This is a genomic window from Arthrobacter sp. TMT4-20 (assembly GCF_054510775.1).
In genome coordinates, this window is record NZ_JBTNDW010000005.1 from 22,082 (window position 1) to 44,090 (window position 22,009).

Annotated in this window: 22 protein-coding genes; 9 read left to right on the forward strand and 13 right to left on the reverse strand. The window is 64.8% G+C overall.

Features of this window, described 5'->3' with window-relative positions:
* Positions 1–25: 25 nt before the first annotated feature.
* The 4 genes from gatB to ACX80Z_RS06435 all read right to left on the reverse strand — a co-directional run bounded on the left by gatB (position 26) and on the right by ACX80Z_RS06435 (position 4,809).
* On the reverse strand, positions 26–1,534 hold the full coding sequence (gene gatB / locus ACX80Z_RS06420) for an Asp-tRNA(Asn)/Glu-tRNA(Gln) amidotransferase subunit GatB (RefSeq protein WP_459315408.1): 1,509 nt from the start codon (positions 1,532–1,534) through the stop codon (positions 26–28).
* A gap of 5 nt (positions 1,535–1,539) precedes the next feature.
* Positions 1,540–3,111 (reverse strand): Asp-tRNA(Asn)/Glu-tRNA(Gln) amidotransferase subunit GatA, encoded by a 1,572-nt coding sequence (gatA, locus tag ACX80Z_RS06425; protein ID WP_459315322.1) that lies wholly within the window; start codon positions 3,109–3,111, stop codon positions 1,540–1,542.
* A 3-nt stretch (positions 3,112–3,114) separates the two neighbouring features.
* Complete coding sequence (gene gatC / locus ACX80Z_RS06430; RefSeq protein ID WP_019483572.1) at positions 3,115–3,411, reverse strand: Asp-tRNA(Asn)/Glu-tRNA(Gln) amidotransferase subunit GatC; 297 nt, start codon at positions 3,409–3,411, stop codon at positions 3,115–3,117.
* A 93-nt stretch (positions 3,412–3,504) separates the two neighbouring features.
* Positions 3,505–4,809: an HNH endonuclease gene (locus ACX80Z_RS06435; protein ID WP_459315323.1), complete on the reverse strand. Its 1,305-nt coding sequence runs from the start codon at positions 4,807–4,809 to the stop codon at positions 3,505–3,507.
* A gap of 372 nt (positions 4,810–5,181) precedes the next feature.
* On the opposite strand from ACX80Z_RS06435, the gene ACX80Z_RS06440 reads away from it, so the two are divergent.
* From ACX80Z_RS06440 to ACX80Z_RS06450, 3 genes are all read left to right on the forward strand, one after another.
* Positions 5,182–5,646, forward strand: a complete 465-nt coding sequence (locus ACX80Z_RS06440; protein ID WP_459315324.1) for a hypothetical protein — start codon at positions 5,182–5,184, stop codon at positions 5,644–5,646.
* Positions 5,636–5,974, forward strand: coding sequence for a transcriptional regulator (locus tag ACX80Z_RS06445; protein WP_019483575.1), 339 nt, complete (start codon positions 5,636–5,638; stop codon positions 5,972–5,974). Before ACX80Z_RS06440 ends, ACX80Z_RS06445 begins: the two co-directional genes overlap by 11 nt.
* Positions 5,975–6,136: 162 nt before the next feature.
* Complete coding sequence (locus ACX80Z_RS06450) at positions 6,137–7,114, forward strand: zinc-binding dehydrogenase (protein ID WP_116778575.1); 978 nt, start codon at positions 6,137–6,139, stop codon at positions 7,112–7,114.
* Positions 7,115–7,190: 76 nt separating this feature from the next.
* On the opposite strand, the gene ACX80Z_RS06455 is transcribed toward ACX80Z_RS06450, so the two are convergent.
* Complete coding sequence (locus ACX80Z_RS06455; RefSeq protein WP_459315325.1) at positions 7,191–7,706, reverse strand: GNAT family N-acetyltransferase; 516 nt, start codon at positions 7,704–7,706, stop codon at positions 7,191–7,193.
* Between the two features lie 320 nt (positions 7,707–8,026).
* Here ACX80Z_RS06455 and ACX80Z_RS06460 point away from each other — a divergent pair, with 320 nt between their 5' ends.
* From ACX80Z_RS06460 to ACX80Z_RS06470, 3 genes are all read left to right on the forward strand, one after another.
* Complete coding sequence (locus tag ACX80Z_RS06460; RefSeq protein WP_459304232.1) at positions 8,027–8,308, forward strand: ArsR/SmtB family transcription factor; 282 nt, start codon at positions 8,027–8,029, stop codon at positions 8,306–8,308.
* Positions 8,305–8,697, forward strand: a complete 393-nt coding sequence (locus ACX80Z_RS06465; protein WP_459315327.1) for a VOC family protein — start codon at positions 8,305–8,307, stop codon at positions 8,695–8,697. The genes ACX80Z_RS06460 and ACX80Z_RS06465 overlap by 4 nt, the downstream gene beginning before the upstream one ends.
* A gap of 127 nt (positions 8,698–8,824) precedes the next feature.
* Entirely contained in the window at positions 8,825–9,661 is an 837-nt protein-coding gene (locus ACX80Z_RS06470) for a formate/nitrite transporter family protein (RefSeq protein WP_116778580.1), read from the forward strand.
* A gap of 20 nt (positions 9,662–9,681) precedes the next feature.
* Here ACX80Z_RS06470 and ACX80Z_RS06475 read toward each other — a convergent pair whose 3' ends face one another.
* The 8 genes from ACX80Z_RS06475 to ACX80Z_RS06510 form a co-directional block, all read right to left on the reverse strand.
* A complete protein-coding gene (locus tag ACX80Z_RS06475; RefSeq protein WP_459315328.1) occupies positions 9,682–9,870 on the reverse strand; it encodes a DUF2087 domain-containing protein in 189 nt (62 codons plus the stop codon).
* Between the two features lie 114 nt (positions 9,871–9,984).
* On the reverse strand, positions 9,985–10,839 hold the full coding sequence (locus tag ACX80Z_RS06480) for an inositol monophosphatase family protein (RefSeq protein WP_459315329.1): 855 nt from the start codon (positions 10,837–10,839) through the stop codon (positions 9,985–9,987).
* A complete protein-coding gene (gene ligA / locus ACX80Z_RS06485) occupies positions 10,836–13,016 on the reverse strand; it encodes an NAD-dependent DNA ligase LigA (protein WP_459315330.1) in 2,181 nt (726 codons plus the stop codon). The genes ACX80Z_RS06480 and ligA overlap by 4 nt, the downstream gene beginning before the upstream one ends.
* Positions 13,017–13,030: 14 nt before the next feature.
* Positions 13,031–13,786 (reverse strand): protein phosphatase 2C domain-containing protein, encoded by a 756-nt coding sequence (locus tag ACX80Z_RS06490; protein WP_019483582.1) that lies wholly within the window; start codon positions 13,784–13,786, stop codon positions 13,031–13,033.
* A gap of 134 nt (positions 13,787–13,920) precedes the next feature.
* The gene (locus ACX80Z_RS06495) at positions 13,921–15,084 is read right to left on the reverse strand and encodes an adenylate/guanylate cyclase domain-containing protein (protein ID WP_019483583.1); all 1,164 of its coding nucleotides are present in this window, start codon (positions 15,082–15,084) and stop codon (positions 13,921–13,923) included.
* Between the two features lie 35 nt (positions 15,085–15,119).
* Complete coding sequence (locus ACX80Z_RS06500; RefSeq protein WP_459315331.1) at positions 15,120–15,680, reverse strand: PH domain-containing protein; 561 nt, start codon at positions 15,678–15,680, stop codon at positions 15,120–15,122.
* Between the two features lie 19 nt (positions 15,681–15,699).
* The gene (locus ACX80Z_RS06505) at positions 15,700–16,581 is read right to left on the reverse strand and encodes a biotin--[acetyl-CoA-carboxylase] ligase (RefSeq protein ID WP_459315332.1); all 882 of its coding nucleotides are present in this window, start codon (positions 16,579–16,581) and stop codon (positions 15,700–15,702) included.
* A 305-nt stretch (positions 16,582–16,886) separates the two neighbouring features.
* Positions 16,887–17,747, reverse strand: coding sequence for an SDR family oxidoreductase (locus ACX80Z_RS06510; protein WP_459315333.1), 861 nt, complete (start codon positions 17,745–17,747; stop codon positions 16,887–16,889).
* Positions 17,748–17,957: 210 nt separating this feature from the next.
* Between ACX80Z_RS06510 and ACX80Z_RS06515 the strand changes: the two genes are divergently transcribed.
* From ACX80Z_RS06515 to ACX80Z_RS06525, 3 genes are all read left to right on the forward strand, one after another.
* Positions 17,958–19,577, forward strand: coding sequence for an acyl-CoA carboxylase subunit beta (locus ACX80Z_RS06515; protein WP_459315334.1), 1,620 nt, complete (start codon positions 17,958–17,960; stop codon positions 19,575–19,577).
* Positions 19,574–19,825 carry an acyl-CoA carboxylase subunit epsilon gene (locus ACX80Z_RS06520; protein WP_459304239.1) on the forward strand — a complete coding sequence of 84 codons (252 nt, stop codon included), beginning with the start codon at positions 19,574–19,576 and terminating at the stop codon, positions 19,823–19,825. The genes ACX80Z_RS06515 and ACX80Z_RS06520 overlap by 4 nt, the downstream gene beginning before the upstream one ends.
* 81 nt (positions 19,826–19,906) lie before the next feature.
* Complete coding sequence (locus tag ACX80Z_RS06525; protein ID WP_459315335.1) at positions 19,907–21,997, forward strand: acyltransferase family protein; 2,091 nt, start codon at positions 19,907–19,909, stop codon at positions 21,995–21,997.
* The last annotated feature ends 12 nt before the right edge of the window (positions 21,998–22,009 follow it).

Consider the following 22,009-nt stretch of genomic DNA (forward strand, 5'->3'; position numbering starts at 1 on the left):
GCTCACCTCAATTGGGAGCGGCGGGTTAGCCCTCGACGCCGAGGCGCTGCAGGATCAGTTCCCGCACCCGACCGGCGTCGGCCTGGCCGCGGGTGGCTTTCATGACGCCGCCCACGATCGCGCCGACAGCCTGCACCTTGCCGCCGCGGATCTTGTCCGCGACATCGGGCTGGGCTGCCAGTGCTGCATCGATCGCCTCAAGCAGCGGACCGTCGTCGGACACGACCGCCAGCCCGCGGGTCTCGACTACCTCGGTGGGTGTGCCTTCGCCGGCGAGGACGCCGTCGAGCACCTCCCGGGACAGCTTGTCGTTGATCTTGCCGGACTCGATCAGCGAGTTCAGTTCGACGATCAGCTCGGGGGTGACACCCAGCTCGGACGGCTCGACGTCGGCCACCTTCGCCCGGCGGGAAATCTCGCCCATCCACCATTTACGGGCGACAGCGGGTTTGACTCCGGCAGCGATGGTGTCCTCGATGGAGGACATCACACCGGCGTTGACGACGTCACGGAACTCGGCGTCGGAGTAGCCCCAATCCTGCTGCAGCCGTTTGCGGCGTTCGGCCGGTGGCTCGGGCAGTTCGGAGCGGAGCCGCTCGATCCACTCCTCGGTGGTGACGATAGGCACCAGATCGGGTTCGGGGAAGTAGCGGTAGTCGTCGGCGTCGGACTTGGGACGGCCCGACGTGGTCGAGCGGGTGTCCTCGTGCCAGTGACGGGTTTCCTGGATGATGGCGATCCCGGAATCAAGCACCGCTGCGTGGCGCTGGATCTCATACCGGACGGCGTGCTCGACGGCGCGCAGCGAGTTCACGTTCTTCGTCTCGGTGCGGGTGCCGAACTTCTCCTGCCCCTTGGGCTTGAGGGAGACGTTCGCGTCGCAGCGGACGTTGCCGCGTTCCATTTTGGCGTCAGATACGCCAAGGTTTTTGACGATCTCGCGGATCGCAGCGACGTACGCCTTCGCCAGCTCGGGAGCGCGGGCACCGGCACCGACAATCGGCTTGGTGACAATTTCCACGAGGGGCACTCCGGCGCGGTTGTAGTCCACAAGGGAGAACTCGGCGCCCTGGATCCGACCGGTGGAGCCACCCATGTGGGTCAGCTTTCCGGCGTCCTCTTCCATATGGGCGCGCTCAATCTCGACGGTGAACACGGTGCCGTCAGCCAGCTCAATGTCAATGGACCCGTCATAGGCGATCGGGTCCTCGAACTGGGAGGTCTGGAAGTTCTTCGGTGTGTCCGGGTAGAAATAGTTCTTCCGGGCGAAGTAGCACTTCTCGGCGATCTTGCAGCCCAGCGCCAGCCCGATCTTGATGGAAGACTCCACCGCCACCCGGTTCACTACCGGCAGCACACCCGGCAGACCAAGGTCCACCGGGGTGACGTTGGTGTTGGGGGTGTCACCAAACGCGTTGGGTGCCGAGGAGAACATTTTGGTCTGGGTGTTCAACTCCACATGGACCTCGAAGCCCAGCACCGGATCATACTTCTCGAGGGCTTCCTCGAAGGTCAGAATGTCTTCAGTTGCCATAACCATCAGTTGGTTCCTCCTGCAGTGCTAGTCTCCACGCGGTCGGCTGCGCCGCCGGACCGCAAAGCGTCAGGCCTCAGCTCCGGAGCGCGATCCAGCAACGGACCGCCCCAGCTGGCTTCGAGCAGTGATTCCAGCACCGCGCCCACCCGGTACAGCCGGGCGTCCTGGCGGGCGGGAGCCAACAGCTGGATACCGACGGGCAGCCCATCCTCGTCGGCGAGGCCGCCGGGCAGGGACAGCCCGGGTATGCCTGCCATGTTCGCTGGGATAGTGGCGACGTCGTTCAGGTACATGGCCAGCGGATCGTCGAGCTTCTCCCCCAGCTTGAAGGCAGTGGTCGGCGAAGTCGGGGAGATCAGAACGTCGGCCTGCTTGAAGGCCGCATCGAAATCCCGCTGAATCAGCGTGCGGACCTTCTGCGCCGAGCCGTAATAGGCGTCGTAGTAGCCGGCGCTTAGCGCATAGGTGCCCAAGATGATGCGCCGTTTGACCTCGTCACCGAAGCCTGCGGCACGCGTGGCGCCCATGACACGTTCGATGGTGGGTGCGCCGTCGGGCACCACCCGAAGACCGAACCGGACGCCGTCGTACTTGGCAAGGTTTGAGGACGCCTCGGAGGGCATGATCAGGTAATAGGCGCCCAGCGCGTACTCGAAATTGGGGCAGGACACCTCGACAATCTCGGCGCCCGCACCACGGAGCAGTTCCAACGATTCCTGGAACCGGGTCAGCACACCGGCCTGGTACCCCTCGCCCTGCAGTTCCTTGATGACGCCGATGCGCATGCCGTCAACGTTGCCCATTCGGGCAGCCTCGACGAGCGCGCCGAGAGGGTCGGTGAGGGAGGTGGAGTCGTTGGGGTCGTGACCGCCAATGACCTCGTGGAGCAGCGCCGAGTCCAGCACGGTCCGTGAAACGGGGCCAATTTGGTCCAGCGACGACGCCATCGCGATGGCACCGTACCGGGAAACTCCGCCGTAGGTCGGCTTCACGCCGACCGTGCCGGTGACAGCGCCGGGCTGGCGGATGGAACCGCCGGTATCGGTGCCAAGCGCGAGCGGCGCCTCGAAAGCGGCGACGGCGGCAGCTGAGCCACCGCCCGATCCGCCGGGGATGCGATCCAGATCCCACGGGTTACGGGTGGGGCCATACGCCGAGTGCTCGGTGGAGGAGCCCATGGCGAACTCGTCCAGGTTGGTCTTGCCGAGGATGGGCATACCCGCGGCCCGGAGTCGGCGGATCACTGTGGCGTCGTAGGGGCTGTGCCAGCCTTCAAGGATCTTCGAGCCGGCGGTGGTGGGCTGGCCCTTGGTGACGATGAGGTCCTTGACCGCGATCGGAACGCCGGCCAGCGGGTGGAGCTCCTCGGACTTCGCGCGAGCCTGATCCACTTCGGCGGCGACGGCGAGCGCCTCGTCGGTGTTGACGTGCAGGAAGGCGTGGACACCGTCGTCGCCGCCGTCCACGTGGGCAATCCGGTCGAGGTGAGCCTGGGTGGCTTCAACGGCCGAGATTTCCCTGGCAACGAGTTTCTGGGCGAGCGCCGCGGCGCTGAGCCGAATCAGTTCAGTCATGGGTTACTCCCCGTCCAGGATGGCTGGGACCTTGAAGCGTCCGTCAGCGTTGTCGGGTGCGCCGGAGAGGGCTTCCTCGTTGGTGAGGGTCTCACCGATCACGTCTTCGCGGTACACGTTGCTCAGCGGAATGGGGTGGCTGGTGGTGGGGATGTCATCGCCTGCCACCTCGCTGACCCGCTTGATCGAGTCAACAATTACTGCCAGCTCACCGGTCATCCGGTCCAGCTCTTCGGCGCTCATGTCGATGTGGGCAAGCCGCGCCAGATGCGCAACGTCCTCACGGTTGATCTCAGCCATAAATCTCCCATGGTCAATGAATTGGTGTTTGGTTCCAGTCTACGTGCGGTGCACGCCCCGACCGATTCGGCCTGGCACGGGGAACACTGCGGTTCAGGCTCCGGGCAAGGGTGGGGCGGTGGCCTGGTAGGTGTGGCCGGTGGGTGTAGTGACGCGGAGGGTGTGGCGGGATCCTGGATGTGGACCTGCTGTCCAGCCGGGTCGTTCCTTGGTGTGGTTGCAGGCTTCACAAAGCCCTGCCCCGTTCGCCACCGAAGTAGGTCCATCCTTGTGCCAGGGGATGATGTGGTCGTAATGCCGGATCGGCGCGTCGCAGTAAGGGGTGCGGCAGGTGGCGTCGCGGGCGCTGATGAACCTGCGTTGCGCCGGGGTGAAGAGCCGGGCTTTGGAGTCCATGGCTACCAGGTCTGCGGTTGTTGGGGCTGTGTAGAGGCGACGAAGCCACACTTCGAAGGTCGGGGGCCCCTGGTCAGAGTGTTCCTCAGAGCCGTGCGGTGTCAAAGATCTGTTGCCGCTCCGTGAAGGCGAAGGTATCGCACCGGGGCGGATGAGGTCTCGGGCCCACGCTGACGGGACGATGCCATAGCCGGGGATCCGGGCTGGTTCGCTATCGCCCTGAAAAAGGGACCGGTCGGTCATGATGACCTGCAGCTCGACCCGGGAGACGCCCCCGGGTGCGCCGGTGACCCGTTCGACGAGGGCATCGGCCATGAGCTGGCCCCGGGACCGGGTGTCCCCGGTGGCCCGTGCCGTATCAGCGTGCCTGGTCAACGCGGCGTAGGCGGCCACAGCGTTTTTCACCGGCAACAACGCACTGAGGTAAGCCATCGTGTCCGGTGCCGGCCGAATGCTCACGAACCGTTCATTTGCCGCGTGGGCAGCCCGGTTGACCACGGCGCGCGGGTCCCTGCGGTAGCTTGCGGTCCGGGCGGCGGCGATGATGGCCTTGTCGCCGTGCCCCTCAAATGTCCCGGTGTCGGGGCAGAGTTCCTCGTCGACGGCGGACCGGTCAGCGGCGGACAGGCACGCAGTTTCCTTCACGATCAACGTTGCGCGCCATTCATTCAGCTGCCCGTTATGCAGGGCCGCCAACGTATGCGGCATCTCCGTCACCAGCGCCCTCGCGAGCCCAAGGAGACGGCTGCCGCGGGCTGGGGATTCACGCCGGGCCAGTGCGATCTGCGCGCTGACACCCTTCCCCTGCTCCGCAGCGGGTGTCCCGGCCTGGGCTTGGGTTTGGCGTTCCAGCACGTCAACGGCGATGGAGATCTGGGCCTGCACCCCAGCGATCGCCGATTTCAAATCCTCCAGGTCACGTAGCTGATCGATCAGCCCCGCAGCGTTGGCAGCTGGCCGAAGCGCCCCTAAAGCTACGGCCAATGCTCGCGTGGAACCCACACCAGCACCCACACCAGCACCAGCACCCACACCAGCACCCGCACCCGCACCAGCACCCACACCAGGGGTTTTCGACCCCCAGCCACCCGCAACAGGGGAACCCGTGGTGGCCTTCTCACCACGACCCGCAGCGCCGCGCGGAGCCGTTGCCTGAGAGGTAAATCCCCTCCTGCTCAACGATGGAGCTGCGCGTCCGTCCATACCTCAATTGTCCCAAACGCCGCCGATAGTTCAGGAGCTTTCGGGCTTATGTGGATAAATCTCTCGAACAAATATTCGACACTAAAGTGTGCGCAGACACCTCCTGAGTGACACCCCGCGCGCCAAGCCAGCAGTTGCTTACCTCAGTGGAAAGTGATTACACTTTCCATCATGGAAAACAACTTGCCTCCGTCGTCGCCGGGCCAGTCGGACTCGGCCGCCGCCCTGCTGGCCGACGTCGATAGTGACCGCTCAGCTCTCATCTCGCGCATGAACACACCACGATGGGTTGCCCCTACGTTCGGCGCAATTGCCGCCGTCTGTGTCGCTTCGCCCGCAGCCGGAGACAACCGCTCGGGCAACTCAACTCTGCTGATCATCGTCGGAATCATGGTTGTCTATCTGTATCATCGGGCGACCGGCGTCAAACTCGCCAGCATCGGTTGGGAGGCCTGGCTGATCTACGCCGCCACCCTGATTTCCTGCCTGCTGCTGCTCAGCGTCTCCTTGGGGCTTGTCTCTCTCGAACTGCACTGGTGGGTTGCTGCGCCCACCGTAGCCGCTTTCGGCGCTGGCACTATCGGAGCCCACTACTTCATGCGAAGCGCCCTGAGCCGGATCCGCCATGCCCGCTGATCTGTCCGAAACAAACGGCGGCGTCTTCAACGAACTGATTCATGCCCCACTACGGTTCCGAATTTGCGGACTTCTACGCAATGTTAAAAGCGCCGACTTCTCAGCGATTCGTGACTCACTCGCTGTTGGGGATGCTGCACTGTCCAAACATCTGAAGGTTTTGGTCGACGGTGGTTTTGTGTCGATGACCAAGTCATCATCGGTCGGGCGCCCGGATGCCCGGCGAATCAGCTGGCTCTCTTTGACCCCCCAGGGCAGGAGTGCTTTTGATTCCCACCTCGCCGCCCTCCGCGCGATTGCCACAGGAGTCATCGACGACGGCGACTGACCCGTCGGACACTCTGCCGCCATCCGCCCTGAACCGCTGGGCGGCGCGTGAACACCGTCGCGTGACAGACAAACTTGACGCTCTGATGTCGCTGCAGCCCGGGAATATTGCAACCGGCCGGGGGGTTACTTTTCGAGTAACCACATGGAAAGAGAGTTAGTTATGCGCGCGATTCGTCAGCACACCTTCGGGGAACCCTGGGATGTCCTCCAGGTCGATGAAGTCACCACCCCAGAACCCGGTCCAGGGCAGGTGCGGGTACGCACCCTCCTGTCCCCCATTCACAACCACGACCTCTGGACCGTCCGCGGTACCTATGGCTTCAAACCCGAGCTTCCCGCCCAGGCGGGCTCTGAGGCAGTAGGAGTCATTGACGCTTTGGGTGACGACGTCGAGCACCTCTCCGTGGGACAGCGCGTCGCTACCGGTGGGACGTTCGGCGTCTGGGCCGAGTTCTTCATCGCCCAGGCACAGGGTCTGGTACCCGTCGATGAAGGTGCAACCGATGAAGTTGCGTCCCAACTGGTCTCAATGCCGTTCTCCGCCATCGCACTACTCGACTGGCTGAACCTCACCGAGGGTGACTGGATCATCCAGAACGCCGCAAACGGCGCCGTCGGACGCCTGATCGCCCAGCTCGCTCCTACCCGCGGCATCAACGTCGTCGGCCTCGTCCGCCGTGACGCGGGCGTCGACGAACTCGCAGCTCAGGGTATCGAACGGATCGTTTCCACCGAGACCGCAGGCTGGGAGGACCGGGTCGCTGAACTCACGGGGGGCGCCAAGATTGTCGCCGGCGTGGATTCGGTGGGCGGCGACGCCAGCAACGAGGTGCTGTCGCAGCTCGGCGAGAATGGCACGCTCGTGGTGTTCGGCGCGATGGGTGGAAGCACCTTGACCTTGAGTTCCGGCTCGATCATCTTCAAGAACCTGACGGTCAAGGGCTTCTGGGGCAGCACCGTGATGCGCGAGCTACCTGCCGGTCGTCGCGGCGAGCTGTTCAGCGAACTGCTGCTCCGGGTCAACGACGGCACCCTCTCCTTCCCCATCGAAGCTGCCTACACTCTGGATCAGGTGCAGGAAGCCTCCCGGGCAAACTTCGTGGCGGGCCGCAAGGGCAAGGTCATGATCCGGCCGTAGCTTGTCCCACCCGTGCAGGTCTTCCCACCTTCCGGGAGACCTGCACGGCCGGGAGACTTGCACGGTCGCGGTGGCTCTAGAGGGACAATCTGAACACCCAGAGCAGGATCTCCTCGTCGCGCACCCACCAGTCGCGTTCGGGTTGACGCTCGAAGCCCAGCGAATGATACAGAGCATGGGCGCGGGTCATGTCGGAGCCGCTGGTCAGGCTGACCGCCGTGATTCCGTCCAGCGATCGGGCATGCTCAATGATCGCCTCAACCATCAACCGGCCCACCCCGCCGCGCTGAACCGTCGGGTCCACCGCCAGCATCCTGAACTCCAGCTCGCCAGCGACCGCAATGTCGGTATACCGCTGCCCCTCGAACGTGATGGCCACCGAGGCAACGACGACGCCCGCGCGCTCCGCCACCCAGATTTCGGCGTGCTCGGCGCGGTGTTCGACGTCGGCCAGCACCCGCATGTACGGATGATCGGGAGCCTCGAAGTACCCCGCCTCAAGGTAGGCAGCACACGTGATGCGGCGGACGTCGTCGTAATCCGTCTCGGTAACGGGGCGGATCGTGAGGTCGGTTGGAGCGTGGGAATTCATCAAATCCTCATCAGGGAACAAACGGGGACGACGCCGGAACGTTGCCTTTCAATTCTGCCTCACCCCGGACAGATCGTTCAGCCGCGCTACTGGGCTGAGACTTCGCTGCCACTGGACCATGACAACCCTGCCACGGACCGGCGGCAGCAAATCCAGTTCAGGGACCAGCGTGGACGGTCACTGACACCTCGCCACAGACTGGCGCCCTGAAATGCCCCACGAGTAGTCCCGTTGCCTGAAGTACCGCCCCCAGATCAGCCATTCACCCATCGTAATGGGGGTCTTGATAGGCAAGCCTGTGCTTGCCTATACTGATGCTTATGGTTGACGTGTTCCGGGCTCTCGACGACGAAACCAGACGCACCATTCTCGATGAGCTGTCGTCGCGCGACGGTCAGACCCTGTTCGAGATCTGCTCGATACTCGCCATGCGCCACAACCTCAGCCTGACCCGCCAAGCCATCTCCCAACACCTGGGTGTCCTTGAATCGGCCGGGCTCGTTGCGACCGAGCGTCGGGGACGCTCCAAGTTCCACTACTTTAATCCCGCACCACTTGCCGAAATTGCCGATCGGTGGCCTATTCAAAAGAGGATCCAATGAAAATTGCACTGACCAGCCTGTTCGTCGACGACCAGCGGGCGGCGCTGGCGTTCTACACCGACGTCCTCGGCTTCACGAAGGGCCACGACATCCCGTTGGGTGATGACTTCTGGCTCACCGTTCGGTCACCCGAATCCCCGGACAGCCCAGAGCTTCTCCTGGAGCCGGCCAGCCACCCCGCGGTGAAACCGTACCGTGACGCACTGATGGAGGATGGCATTCCCCTGACCCAATTCGCGGTCGAGGATCTCACCTCCGAGTACGCCAGATTGACGGGCCGCGGCGTGGTGTTTACCCAGCCGCCCACCGACATCGGAACCGCCCTGATGGCCGTCTTCGATGACACCTGCGGCAATCTGATTCAACTGATCGAAATGAAGCAGGCTTGAAGGGCGGCAACCAGCCGATGACCACCGCTGGTGACTGGGTTGCCTCCGCTGTTGCTACCATTTCGCGTATCCAGTAGCGCCGATCCGGGAGGGCGCCTCCTCCCGAACAGTACAGAGGAGAGGCGTCATGAGCGAAGCACGCAGGCGGGAACTAGGGGACACCGATGCCCCGGTCGAGGACGAACTGAAGGAATCTTTCGATAGCACTGTTGAGGAGGGTGCCGAGCGGCTGCAACGGACCTTCCGGAACATCCTTGTTACGGGTGTTTTTGGCGGTTTCGAGATAGGCCTCGGCATCATGGCTTACCTTGCTGTGCTGCACGAGACGGACAATCATCTCCTCGCGGGCCTTGCGTTCAGCGTGGGCCTCGTTGCCCTTTTCCTGGCACATAGCGAACTGTTCACCGAAAACTTCCTGATGCCGGTCGCAGCCGTCGTCGCGAAAGAAGGCAGTCTGCTTCAGCTGGTCAAACTCTGGGGCGGCACCCTGGTGGCCAATCTGGTCAGCGGCTGGGCTTTCGTCTGGATTGTCATGCAGGCGTTCCCTGAGTGGACCGAGACAGTCGCCGAGAGCGCCCACCACTTCATCGACGCGCCGTTCTCCATGCAGGTTGTGGCCCTGGCGGTGCTCGGCGGCAGCACCATTACGCTGATGAGCCGAATGCAGCAAGGGACCTCGAACGACGTCGCCAAGATCGTCGCGACGGTGATCGGCGGATTCCTCCTTGCGGGTCTGCAGCTGTTCCACAGCATCCTGGATTCGCTGCTCATTTTCGCCGCGATCCATTCCGGCGCGGCCATCACTTACCTGGAATGGCTTGGCTGGTTTGGGTACACCCTGGCCTTCAATATGCTCGGTGGACTCCTGCTTGTTACGCTGCTGCGGCTCGTGCGCACCAAGGAACTGATCGAGAAGCGTCGCGACGAGGCTCCGGAAAACCCTGACGCACCCCACGAGAGTTGACGACGTCGGAGCGCCGGCAGTCAGGCGCGGCGGTAGCCGGTGCCGTCCGGCCGGCGGACCAGGTGGCCGTAATCGACCAATGCCCGGCGCAAGGTCGGGATATCACGGGTCACCGTAGCCAGGACGAGGTTCACCTCCCGCTCCGACAATTCCTGATCGGCTGGCACCAGCCGCTCGGTCAGGTGTTGAAGAACGGCCCGGCGCTCCAACCAGCTTCTCCAGTTCCTTCGCAGTAGCATCGGTGTCATGGCCCAGCACGGCTGCGGCGTAGAGCTCGCGGAGCCGGGGAGCTGAAAGGGTTGAGAAGACCTGCTGCCAGCTCCTCATCCCGGGGCAATTCCATCCGGGGCGGCGGTGAGCGCCGTCACCCTGCCGACCAGATCGGGCGAACCGGCAACGGTGAACGCCATGAACCGCTCGGCCTCGTCCGGGCCGCCAGCGAGCGCCGTGGTGAGCTCGGGGCGCAGCACCGTGGCACCCGCCTCCTCGGCGATCAGGGCACCGGCGGCCCAGTCGTGTTCGTTCAGACCGCGTTCCACGTATCCGTCGAGGGTGCCGTCGGCGACCATGCACAGGTCAAGGGCCGCCGACCCGATCCGTCGGATATCGCCAAACCCCTCCATGAGTGAGGCCAGCTCCCCCACTTGCTGGACCCGGGCTTCGGCGTCGTACGTGAATCCTGTGCCGAGCAGCGTGCCCTTACGGCCCACCTCTGGCCCTTCCAGGCGGACGATCCGGCCGTGATCCCGCAGCCAGGCCCCCTGGCCGCGGGCAGCCCAGTAGACCCGGTCCAGCGCTGGGGCGTGCACCACCCCGGCCAGCCAGCGGCCGTCAGCGTCGGCTGCCGCGACCGAGGTGCAGTAGTAGACAATGTTGCGGATGAAATTGGTGGTCCCATCCAGCGGGTCGATGGACCATCGCACCTGTCCGGCTCCCGTGGTGCGATCGGGGACCGTGGTTCCCAGCTCTTCGCCGGTGATCACATCGTGGGGTCGTGACCGGGAAATCACATCCCGGACGGCGCGTTCGGCTGCCACATCGAAGGCGGTCACCCAGTCGCTGTCCGAGCTCTTGTTCTGCGCGCCGAGCGTCTCGATACTGCGCCGCACCAAAACGTCGGCCCCCGCCGAGGCAGCCTGCTTCGCCAGGTGCAGCAGTTCCGTCGGGGATACGTTCACGCTGGGCCCTCCTGGAGTAGCCGGGTGAAGCCGTCCTCGTCCAGCACGGTCAACCCGAGCGCTTCGGCCTTGTCGAGTTTGGTGCCAGCGTTTTCCCCGGCCACCACATAGTGGGTGTTTTTTGAGACCGAACCGGATGCCTTGCCGCCACGCTGGATGATCGCTTCCTTCGCCTCGTCGCGGCTGTAGCGTTCCAGCGAGCCGGTGACGACGACGGTCACGCCCTCCAGGGTGCGCGGCATGGAGGTGTCGACGTCGTCCTCCATCCGCACCCCAGCGGCAGCCCACGAATCGATGATCTCCCGATGCCAGTCTTCGGCAAACCATTCGGTGAGCGCTGCGGCAATGGTGGGGCCGACGCCGTCGACGTTCGCCAACTCCTCCTCCGAGGCTGCGCGGATCCGTTCCATCGACCCGAACGCGGTGGCCAGCGCACGCGAGGCGGTAGGCCCGACATGCCGGACGGACAGGGCGACCAGGACCCGCCACAGTGGCTGCTGCTTCGCCTTCTCCAGTTCGGTGAACAGCCGGCGCGTGTTGGCGCTGGGTTCGGACGGTTTCTTGGCGGTGCCCTTGGTGTAGAAGTAGGGCACCAGTTCCTTGCCGACCACTTCCCCCTTGACCCGCTTGTCACGCAGGATCCGCACATCGGCGAGCGCCTCGGGGGTGAGGTCAAACAGTTGAGCCTCGGACGTCAGCGGCGGCTCCTCCGGTTCGGCGGGCTGGGTCAGGGCGATTGCCGCTTCCCAGCCCAGGGCCTCAATGTCGAAGCCTCCGCGTCCGGCCAGGTGGAACACGCGTTCCCTCAGCTGCGAGGGGCAGGACCGGGCGTTGGGGCAACGGATGTCGACGTCGCCCTCCTTCGCCGGCGCCAGGGGGGTCCCGCAGGACGGGCACTCGGTGGGCATCACGAATTCGCGTTCGGTCCCATCACGGAGCGCGACGACGGGGCCCACGATTTCCGGGATGACATCACCGGCCTTGCGGAGGACCACCATGTCGCCGATCAGGATCCCCTTGGCCTTCACCACGTCCTGATTGTGCAGGGTGGCCATTTCGACGGTGGAGCCGGCCACCTTGACCGGCTCCATCATCCCGAACGGGGTGACCCGGCCGGTGCGGCCCACGTTCACCCGGATATCCAGCAGCCGGGTGTTGACCTCTTCCGGTGGGTATTTGAAGGCCACCGACCAGCGGGGCACACGCGAGGTGTGGCCGAGTGCCCGCTGCAGGCCGAAGTCGTCCACCTTGACGACGATGCCGTCGATCTCGTGGAACAGGTCGTGCCGGTGCGTGCCGTAGTGCTCAATGAACTCGACCACCGCCGGGGCGTCGTCGAGCACCTTGAAATAGGGCGAGGTGGGCAGTCCCCACTCCTTCAGCAGGCGGTAGGTCTCCGACTGGGACTGGGCTGCCAGGCCTTCGCGGACGCCGATACCGTGCACGTACATGTCCAGGGGCCGCTCGGCCGTCAGCGCCGGGTCCTTCTGGCGCAGGGATCCCGCCGCCGCGTTGCGGGGGTTGGCGAATGGCGCCTTGCCTGCGGCGACCATCCTCTCGTTGAGCTGGGCGAACGCAGCCGACGGGAAAAACACCTCGCCGCGCACCTCCATCTCGGCGGGGTGGCCCGTCCCGGCGAGGGTTCGGGGGATCGATTTGATGGTGAGGACGTTGTGGGTGATGTCCTCACCGGTGGCACCGTCGCCACGGGTCGCCGCTCGCACCAGTTCACCGTTCCGGTACAGCAGGTTGACGGCGAGTCCGTCGATCTTCAGCTCGGTCAACCATTTGATGGCGCTGCCTGGGCTGACCGATTCGACGCTCGCGGCAGCCCGGCTCACCCAGACGTCCAGCTCGGCCAGGGAGAAGACGTCCTCCAGGCTGTACATGCGTTGCAGGTGGTCGACGGCGGCGAAGGCCGAGGAGGCATCGCCGCCGACTTCCTGGGTGGGCGAATCGTTGGCGATCAGCTCCGGATGCAGTGCCTCGATTTTTTCCAGCCGCCGGAACAGCTCATCGAACTCCGCGTCGGAAATTGTCGGCGCGTTCTCGTTGTAGTAGGCGAACCGGTGCTGGCGCACCTCCTCCGCCAGGGAGTCGTATTCCTCACGCAGGGAATCGACCGGCGTCTGGTCCGCGGTAAGCTCTATGCCTGATTTGTCAGTTGTTCTGGCCACAGTCCTATCTTGCCTCAGTCCCCCGCACCTGCGACATCCACGACGATGACTGAAATGTTGTCTCTGCCGCCGGCCCGGAGCGCTGCCTGGACGAGGGCTTCGCTAGCATCCTGCGGGTGAGGGAGCGAGGTGAGGAGGTCAAAGATCTGCTCGTCCCCCACCTCGTTGATCAGCCCGTCGGAGCACACCAGGATCCGGTCGCCGATGGCGGCCGGGATCAGCCAGAAGTCGGCGTCGATGTCGCTTCCGGTGCCCAAAGCGCGGGTCACCACGTGGCGTCGCGGATGGGTGAGTGCTTCCTCGGGGGTGATGCGACCGTAGTCGACGAGTTCCTGAACCTCCGAGTGGTCGATGGTGATCTGTTCCAGTCCGCCCTGGCTGAGGCGGTAGGTGCGGGAATCGCCAACGTTGAAAACCAGCCAGTACGGGGCGCCGTCCTCCTGGACGAGGATAGTTCCGCTGAGGGTGGTGCCGGCGCGGCCGCCGGTTTCCGACCTGATCTTTTCGTCGGCGGTGACCAGAAGCTCCTGTAGTTCCTCGGGGTCCATCTCGGGGAACGGCTCTCCCACCAGCCGGCTATCCATCAGCGTGCGGATGCAGATACTGCTGGCGACCTCGCCAGCCTCATGCCCGCCCATGCCATCAGCCACCGCGAAGATAGGGTCAGCTGCGACCAGCGAATCCTCGTTGTGTTCCCGGCGCAGGCCGACGTCCGACGCGAACCCACAGCTCACCGTCAGGTCCAGACCCGGTGTCTTGTCGGTTGTCATTTCCGTCCTACCATCTAGCTGCCGTCAATGAGGTGTGTCACGAAGTTACTTGGCTACCCTAGCCGAACCGCGCTCTGAGCCCGCGCCGGTGGTACTGCCACGTCCTCGCTGCAGCAGTATCTTCCAGCGGTCCGCTAATCGAGGATCAGCCCGGTCCCGGTGCCGCGGGCGAGCGTTACGGGGTGCACCTCGCCAAACCCTCTGATGGTGCGCGCCTTCTGCGGGATCAGGACGAAGTGTTCGTTGTCACGCAGGGTGGCGGCGGTGGATGCATCGATCAGGACCGTCCCCGGTTCGGCCAGGGAGGTCAGGCGGGACGCCAGATTCACTGTCGGCCCATAAATGTCGCCCAGTCGGGACAGGATCCGCCCCCACACCAGGGAGACGCGCGCGGAGGGCAGCAGGTGGTCTTCGGTGAAGGCTTTGGCCAGGGCGAGGGAAATTTCGGCACCGGCTTCCGGGGACTCGGCGATGTAGAGCACTTCGTCGCCGATGGTCTTGACCAGCCTGCCGCCTCCCACCGAGATGATTTCGGCACACACATTCTCGAAGCGCTGCACCAGGTGGGCGAGGGTTCGCTCGTTCATCTGGCGGGACAGGCTGGTGTAGGAAACGAGGTCGGCGAAGCCGACGGCGCGGGCCAGGGGCAGCGGGGCATCGTCCTCGTCACCCAACCTGCCTTCGGCGCTGGCCTGCAGCCCGGATTCGGCGCGCAACGCCAACCGTTGCACTGCCGCGTTCAGTTGGCGTCGCCAGGCGTAAACCAGTGTCTTTTCCAGGGGTGCGATAAGTTCGGGAAGCTCGGCGACCAGGGCCTTCCGGGCAGCCGCATCGGAAATTTCCCGCTGCGCCGCCATCTCTTCGACGAGGGCTTCGATCTGCCAAACCACCATCCGGTCGGTCATCTGGCCAATGGCTCGGGTGATGGAGATTGCCGCGTTCTCGGAGACCTTGTCACTACGGACGAGTTCGATGATCGTGATCAGCGCATCCTGGTCCTTCTCGGTGAAAGCCACGTCCTCGTCGGAGATGTTCGGGAAGCCCATGGCCCGCCACAGCTTGCGCGCCGAGAGCAGCGACACGCCAGCACCGGCCGCAACGTCGCGGCGTCGGAGGGTTCGCTCGGCGCCCAGCAGTTCTATTTCCAGGTTCCGGATCGCCTCGCGGGACAGGTCCTGCTGCGGGACCGGGACCACCTCCGGAGTCAAAGGGGACGACGCGTCCTCCCCTGCCGGGGCAGGAGCAGCATCGGTGGCTGGCTCGTCCTGGCCCAGGTCGGGCTGATCGTCAGCAGTCATTCGCTCTTCTCCCGTCCGTAATCGATCATCTGGTGTCAGTAACCCTCGAGGTCATGCACCGGGTCAGCTTCCATGTCTACACCATCAAACATGACGGTCAGTGGGAGGTCCCCGATCGCTTCGACCATGAACTGTTTGAAGGTGTGCACTTGTGGCACGTCCGGGTAGACGACCGTCCGGTCGCGGCCCAGGTCCACGGTCAGGTTTCCGCCACCCGTGGAGCGCTGGAGCAGTGTCTGGCTGGTGTCCAGCTGGTAGATGCTGGCGAGCGCAATCTCCTGCTCGCGTCGGGTGGAGAGTCCGCGACGGCTGATGAGCCGCCGGCTGGTCAGAATGTAGCGCGTGCCCCACCACCGCAGCAGCGGGCGGACAAAGATCCGCAGCAGAATCAGAACCGCGATCGCCAGCACCAGGATCACCCCGAGGGGCACCCATTCGAGCACCTCGGTCGGCAGCGAGTCGCGGCTCAGCAGACCGAGCGCGAATCCCGCCCCCGCCAGCACCACCAGCGTGCCGATGAACGGCACCAGCAGCGGCCTCGGGTGGGGCCGGGTGCGCACGATGACGTGCTCGCCCGGCGCAAGCTTCAGACGCACAACCGCTCAGCCGCCCACGTCAGGAGACCGGCCGGACATGCACGACGTCGCCGGCCGTGACGGTGTGCCGCTCGTCGTCGTAGTCGCGAACCAGCAGTGCACCGTGCTCGTCGAGGCCCAGCGCCCGGCCGAGGAGTTCAACGCCCCCCGGGAGTTCCACCCGCACATCCTGGCCGAGCGTGACCATCCGGTCGCTGACCCGCTGGGCGAGGGAGGTACCGTCCGGCCACTCCCGGCGGGCGTCGCCGTCGACGGCCCGGAACGCGGCGTAGAGGTCAGCGAACCGGCGCAGGAAAGCACGCAGCAGCACGTTCCGGTCGGTGGTCTTGGCGTATTCCAGCAGCAGGCTGGTTGCGGTGGGGACCGGTAGTTCCTGGTCGGTCAGGGACACGTTGGCGCCCACTCCGACAATGACCGCTGCGGGCCCCCCGTTGGTGCCGGGGACCAGTTGGGCCAGCACTCCGGCGAGCTTGCGCCCGTCGACCAGCACATCGTTGGGCCACTTGAGCTGGGGTCTGATCTCGGTGCGCTCCTCGACGCCCTCCGCCAGGGCGAGGGCGGCGAGGAGGGAGAGCCACGAGTAACTCTGCGTGGGCAGCGGTCTGCCTGCAGGGTTGTGCGGGCGGAGCAAAATGCTCACGATCAGCGAGGAACGTTCGGGGGCAATCCATGGACGATCCAGCCGTCCACGCCCGGCGCTTTGCTGTTCGGCGGTCAAGACGCTGAGGTCCGGCCAGTCGGCGGCATGGTTTTTGGCGTGGTCAGCGAGCTCGGTGTTGGTGGATCCGGTCTCGGCCACAACCTCGAGCCGCCCGAAGGGTCCCTGGGGCGAACAGAGGGCGTTCCGGAGCGCCGCTTCATCCAATCCGGGGCGTTCGAGGTTGGAATAGCGGGAAGTCATGCTCTGATCTTACCCAGCGTGGCTTTGACCGGGCTGATGATGGCCTTCGGACAGCTGTGGCGGGTGCCCCGCAAAAGTTGTGCACGGGGGTGGGTGCCCGTTCTAAAAGGTGCATGCATTGCAGGCAGTGCATGCACCTGGCGATCCACAAATGCATGCATTGCAGGCAACGCATGCACCTTTTGAAACGCGAGTAGACACCCAGGGAAGGAAATGAAAGAAAACGAAGCGGCCGGGTCGCTGCGAAGACCGACAGTGCAGTGCAACGCACTGCACTGGCAGGGCTGGACCAGGGTCACCTCTGGCTAAAGGAAGATGTCGGGGACCAGCTGATCCTCGGCTGCTCCGAGGCTGTAGCCGGTGAAGTCGGTGACGCCTTCCTCGCGCAGCACGCCTTCGTCGGTGAAGAAGTTGCCGGTGCAGGAACGGGATGGGCGCACCAGGATGGCGTGCGCCGCATCGGCGACAATCTCCGCGCTTCGTGCGCCATTGACGATCTGCTCACCGCCGGGCAGGTTCCGGATTGCTGCGGTGTCGATCAGGGTCTGCGGCCAGAGCGAGTTGACCGCTATTCCTTCGGCCCTGAACTCTTCGGCCAGCCCGAGCGTCGTCAGGCTCATCCCGTATTTGGCCATCGTGTAGGCCAGATGGATCCCGGCCCAGCGCGGCTCCAGGTTCAGCGGCGGCGACAGGGTCAGGATGTGGGGGTTGCTTGAGGCGAGCAGGACATCCAGGGCCAACTTGCTCAACAGGAAGGTACCCCGGACGTTGATGTCGGCCATCAGGTCATAGCGCTTCATACTGACGTCGCGGGTCCGGGAAAGATCGATGGCCGAGGCATTGTTGACGACGACGTCGATCCCGCCGAACTCGGTGGTGGCAGCGGCCACCGCCGCCGCGACGTCGTCGTCGTTCCTCACGTCGCCGACAATCGGCAGGGCCTTGCCGCCGGCGTCGCGGATCTGCTGGGCTGCTGTGAACACCGTGCCGTCGAGCTTGGGGTGCGGTTCACCGGTTTTGGCCATCAAGGCGATGTTGGCGCCGTCGCGGGCGGCGCGCAGGGCGATCGCGAGTCCGATGCCGCGGCTGCCGCCGGACATCAGGATGGTGCGCCCCGCGAGGGTTGCCGGGGTGGATTGACGTGGGGCATCGTTGCTGGCGGTCATAACGTAAGAATAGTGGTGCAGGGGTGCCAGGAACCTAATTGTTACCGGCGGGTAACATGCGCGGCTGAGCTAATTCTATGGGGAGGAAATTGTAGGAGTCCTACAGCGGTAGTGACCGTTTCCCTCACTAGACTGGGGGAAACGCCGGGCGCTTTGTGGGGAACCTACTTAACCCGGCGGTGGCCCGTTCATCGCCAACCCGGAGACTCAATGCAGACTGGCTCAGTACCTGTGGTCGCGCAGGATCAGATAATCGACCTCACCACCACCGCAGGGAAGCTTGCAGATTTCCGCCGCCGCGAGGGCCTCGCCCAGCAGCCGTCCGGTCCGGAGTCGGTGGCGAAACAGCATGCCCGCGGCAAAAACACGGCACGGGAGCGCATCGACCTGCTGGTCGATCCCGGATCATTCGTCGAGTTTGATGCGCTGGCGGTCCACCGGTCGACAGCGTTCGGGATGGAGGCGAAAAAACCCTTGGGCGACGGCGTCGTGTCCGGCTACGCAACAGTCGATGGCCGCCAGATCGCCGTCTACAGCCAGGACTTCTCCGTCTATGGCGGCTCGCTGAGCCAGGTCAACGGCGAAAAGATCGTCAAGGTGCAGGAATTTGCGCTCCGGAACGGCTGCCCGGTGGTCGGAATCAACGACGGCGGCGGTGCCCGCATCCAGGAGGGTGTCTCGTCACTGGCGATGTTCGCCGACATCTTCAGGAATAACGTGCACGCCTCCGGGGTCATCCCCCAGATTTCTCTCATCATGGGCCCCTGCGCCGGCGGTGCAGCCTACTCCCCCGCCCTCACCGACTACGTGGTGATGGTGGATAAGACCTCCCACATGTTCATTACCGGCCCGGACGTGATCAAGACCGTCACCGGGGAGGACGTCGACATGGAGACCCTCGGCGGCGCCCGGCAGCACAACTCCACCACCGGAACCTCCGCGTACCTCGCCTCCGATGAGCGCGACGCCATCGACTTCGTCCGTGAACTGCTCGACTTCCTGCCCTCCAATAATCTGGCTGAGGCACCGGTGACCGAATTCGTCGAACAGCTGGACCTCACCGCCGAGGATGGTGCACTCGATACCCTGATCCCGGATTCGGCAAATCAGCCGTATGACATGCGGACGGTCATCTCGGCGATTGTTGACGACGGCCACTTCCTTGAGATGCAGTCCCTTTACGCACCCAACGTGATGATCGGGTACGCCCGGGTGGAGGGCCATACGATCGGTATCGTCGCCAACCAGCCGCTGCAGTTCGCCGGCACCCTGGACATTGCTGCTTCGGAGAAGGCCGCCCGTTTTGTCCGGAACTGCGACGCGTTCAACATCCCGATCCTGACCCTCGTGGACGTCCCCGGCTTCCTCCCGGGCAAGGACCAGGAGTTCAACGGGATCATCCGCCGTGGCGCAAAACTGCTGTACGCCTACGCGGAAGCAACCGTTCCCAAGCTCACCGTCATCACCCGGAAGGCCTACGGCGGCGCGTATATCGTGATGGGCTCCAAGAAGCTCGGCGCCGACCTCAACCTGGCCTGGCCGACGGCGCAGATCGGCGTCATGGGGGCCCAGGGCGCCGTCAATATCCTGTACCGCGGGCACCTGAAGTCAGTGGCCGACGCCGGCGGCGATGTGGAGGCCGCCCGCGCCGAAGTGATCACCCAGTACGAGGAAGAGCTCCTGAACCCTTACCAGGCAGCGCAGCTCGGGTACATCGACGCGGTGATCGCACCATCGGACACCCGGCAGCACATTGTTCGCGGGCTGAGGGCGCTGCGCGACAAACGGGCTTCCAACCCCGCCAAGAAGCACGGGAACATTCCGCTATGACGCTCGCCCCCGACCAGACCCGACGGGATGCCGACGACGACGGCACCCCCGCCGAGCCAACGCTGCAGGTGATCCGCGGCACGCCGACCGCCGAGGAACTGGCGGCGCTGACCGCCGTCGTGGTCGCCCTCTCCGAGAACTCGACGGAGCCCAATGCTGCGACCCCGCACCGCACCTGGGCACGCCGGGACCACCTACGGCTCGCGCCACGGCCCGGGCCCGGGTCGTGGCGGCGGAGCGTCCGCTAGCCTCACCGACACCCTGGCCGCTCCGCCTGCCGACAGAGATTAGACTGGATCGGTAAGTCTGTCGGCTGAGAGGAAACGACCATGACCGGCAGGCATCATTCCACGGTGCCGGTGCGGCGCATCGAAGCGCGCTCCGGCACGCCAGCCTCACTTCCGCGACCCGGCTACCGGCCCGAGGTGCAGGGACTGCGGGCACTCGCCGTGCTCATGGTGGTGGTCTATCACGTCTGGCTGGGGCGAGTCTCCGGCGGTGTCGACGTCTTCCTGCTCATCTCCGCATTCCTCCTCACTCTCTCGTTCACCCGCAAGCTGGAGACTGGCACCCCGCTCGATCTGCTGCGTTACTGGGTGAACCTTTTCCGCCGACTCGTGCCAATGGCCGCACTGACCATCGTTGTCACACTCGGGGCCGTGATGGCCTTCGTGCCGCGGGGCCGGTGGACGGACCTCCTCGACCAGGCCTGGGCGTCGCTGCTCTACTTCCAAAACTGGCTGCTCGCCGTAAACTCCGTCGACTACTACGCAACAGATCACAGCACCGCGAGCCCCTTCCAGCACTTCTGGTCGCTGTCCATCCAGGGCCAGGTCTTCATCCTGTGGCCTCTCCTCTTCGCCGTTGCAGCGATTATCTCCACCCGGTTCCGGGTCAGCCCGCGGCGCATCCTGGTGGGGCTCTTTGGACTGGTGTTCGCCGGGTCGCTCGCCTTTTCCGTGTGGCAGACCGCAACGAATCAGGCGTTTGCCTACTTCGACACCCGCACCCGGTTGTGGGAATTCGCTCTTGGGTCCCTGATAGCTCTAGCCCTGCCCTACGTCCGGCTACCGATGCTGAGCCGGGTGGTCCTCGGCTGGGCTGGTATCGCGGCGATGCTCGCCGTCGGATTCGTCCTCCAGGTGGAGCAACAGTTCCCCGGTTATATCGCTCTCTGGCCCACGCTCGCGGCAGCTGCGGTGATCGTGGCCGGTGCAACGGATCACCGGTTCGGGGTGGACCGGTTCCTCGGATGGAAACCCCTGGTGAAGCTGGGCGACGCGTCCTACGCTCTTTACCTGATCCACTGGCCGCTGCTGGTGATCTTCCTGATTCATCAGGACCTCGAGTCAGCGGGGTTGTTCTCCGGTCTGGTGATCATCGCCGTGTCGGTGTTGTGGGCCGTGGTCACCACCCGATTCATCGACAAGCCGATCCGGCAACTGAAGTGGGCCGCACGCAAGCGCCGGCGGTCCGCCGTCGTCATCGCCGCCTGCGCCCTCTTCGTCGGGCTGCCGCTCGGAGTCTGGCAGTTGCAGATCCACACTGCGGCGACTGCCGCCGCCGACAACGCCAACAATCCCGGCGCCGCATCGCTGCGCGAAGGGTTCGTTCCCTTCGGTGACGCCGACGCCCCCCTGATGCCGATGATGACCGCACTCAACAGCGAGTGGGTCACCCTGGACGAGGCCTGCGCCGGCGAGTTCGATGCCTCGTCCTTCGGTTCGCTGCAGAGTGGATGCAATCAGACGACGGTGGAGAACCCGGCGAAGTTGGCCGTGGTGGTGGGCGCCTCCCATCCGCAACAGTGGGTGGCCGCGATCGAACCGGTGGCGAAACGCAACAACTGGGACCTCGTTGTGCTCCGCAAGGGGCAGTGTCCGTTCGGCGCGCCGGTCGGGAAGGAGCCGGTCGAGAACTGCGACCAATGGAACGCCGACGTCCTGGCCTACCTGGCTGCGCAGGATCCGGATCTGGTGTTCACCGTCTCCTCCTCGTCCCACCACACCCGCGAGGATGACCGCCTGGTGCCCGGCTACGAGGAGGCGGCACAGCAGATCATGGCCAGCGGCGCCCAACTGATCGCGATCCGCGACAACCCGCGTTTCCCGGTCAACATGCCGGAATGTGTCGAAAGTTCTGGCCAGGATGACCCCTCCTGCACGTTCCAGCTGGACACCAAGTTGGCGCCGGTGGACCCCGTGGCCGAGCTGGCGGCACGGTACCCGTCGCTGCATTCGATCGATCTGACGGACCTGATCTGCCCTGACGGAACCTGTCCGCCGGTGATCGGCAACGTCCTCGTATACATGGACGACAATCATCTCAGCGAAACGTATATCAAGACGATGCTGCCCGAGTTCGAGCGGAGGCTATTCCTTTCACTCGGCGCCTCCGGTTCGTCGGGCTTCGCCCCGTAACGCGGGCGCGGG

Bases quoted from the DNA above. Each gene is read 5' to 3' on its own strand.
- gatB (WP_459315408.1), bottom strand. From the start codon at position 1,534: ATGGCAACTGAAGACATTCTGACCTTCGAGGAAGCCCTCGAGAAGTAT.
- gatA (WP_459315322.1), bottom strand. From the start codon at position 3,111: ATGACTGAACTGATTCGGCTCAGCGCCGCGGCGCTCGCCCAGAAACTC.
- gatC (WP_019483572.1), bottom strand. From the start codon at position 3,411: ATGGCTGAGATCAACCGTGAGGACGTTGCGCATCTGGCGCGGCTTGCC.
- ACX80Z_RS06440 (WP_459315324.1), top strand. From the start codon at position 5,182: ATGGAAAACAACTTGCCTCCGTCGTCGCCGGGCCAGTCGGACTCGGCC.
- ACX80Z_RS06445 (WP_019483575.1), top strand. From the start codon at position 5,636: ATGCCCGCTGATCTGTCCGAAACAAACGGCGGCGTCTTCAACGAACTG.
- ACX80Z_RS06450 (WP_116778575.1), top strand. From the start codon at position 6,137: ATGCGCGCGATTCGTCAGCACACCTTCGGGGAACCCTGGGATGTCCTC.
- ACX80Z_RS06455 (WP_459315325.1), bottom strand. From the start codon at position 7,706: ATGAATTCCCACGCTCCAACCGACCTCACGATCCGCCCCGTTACCGAG.
- ACX80Z_RS06460 (WP_459304232.1), top strand. From the start codon at position 8,027: ATGGTTGACGTGTTCCGGGCTCTCGACGACGAAACCAGACGCACCATT.
- ACX80Z_RS06465 (WP_459315327.1), top strand. From the start codon at position 8,305: ATGAAAATTGCACTGACCAGCCTGTTCGTCGACGACCAGCGGGCGGCG.
- ACX80Z_RS06470 (WP_116778580.1), top strand. From the start codon at position 8,825: ATGAGCGAAGCACGCAGGCGGGAACTAGGGGACACCGATGCCCCGGTC.
- ACX80Z_RS06490 (WP_019483582.1), bottom strand. From the start codon at position 13,786: ATGACAACCGACAAGACACCGGGTCTGGACCTGACGGTGAGCTGTGGG.
- ACX80Z_RS06495 (WP_019483583.1), bottom strand. From the start codon at position 15,084: ATGACTGCTGACGATCAGCCCGACCTGGGCCAGGACGAGCCAGCCACC.
- ACX80Z_RS06505 (WP_459315332.1), bottom strand. From the start codon at position 16,581: ATGACTTCCCGCTATTCCAACCTCGAACGCCCCGGATTGGATGAAGCG.
- ACX80Z_RS06510 (WP_459315333.1), bottom strand. From the start codon at position 17,747: ATGACCGCCAGCAACGATGCCCCACGTCAATCCACCCCGGCAACCCTC.
- ACX80Z_RS06515 (WP_459315334.1), top strand. From the start codon at position 17,958: ATGCAGACTGGCTCAGTACCTGTGGTCGCGCAGGATCAGATAATCGAC.
- ACX80Z_RS06520 (WP_459304239.1), top strand. From the start codon at position 19,574: ATGACGCTCGCCCCCGACCAGACCCGACGGGATGCCGACGACGACGGC.
- ACX80Z_RS06525 (WP_459315335.1), top strand. From the start codon at position 19,907: ATGACCGGCAGGCATCATTCCACGGTGCCGGTGCGGCGCATCGAAGCG.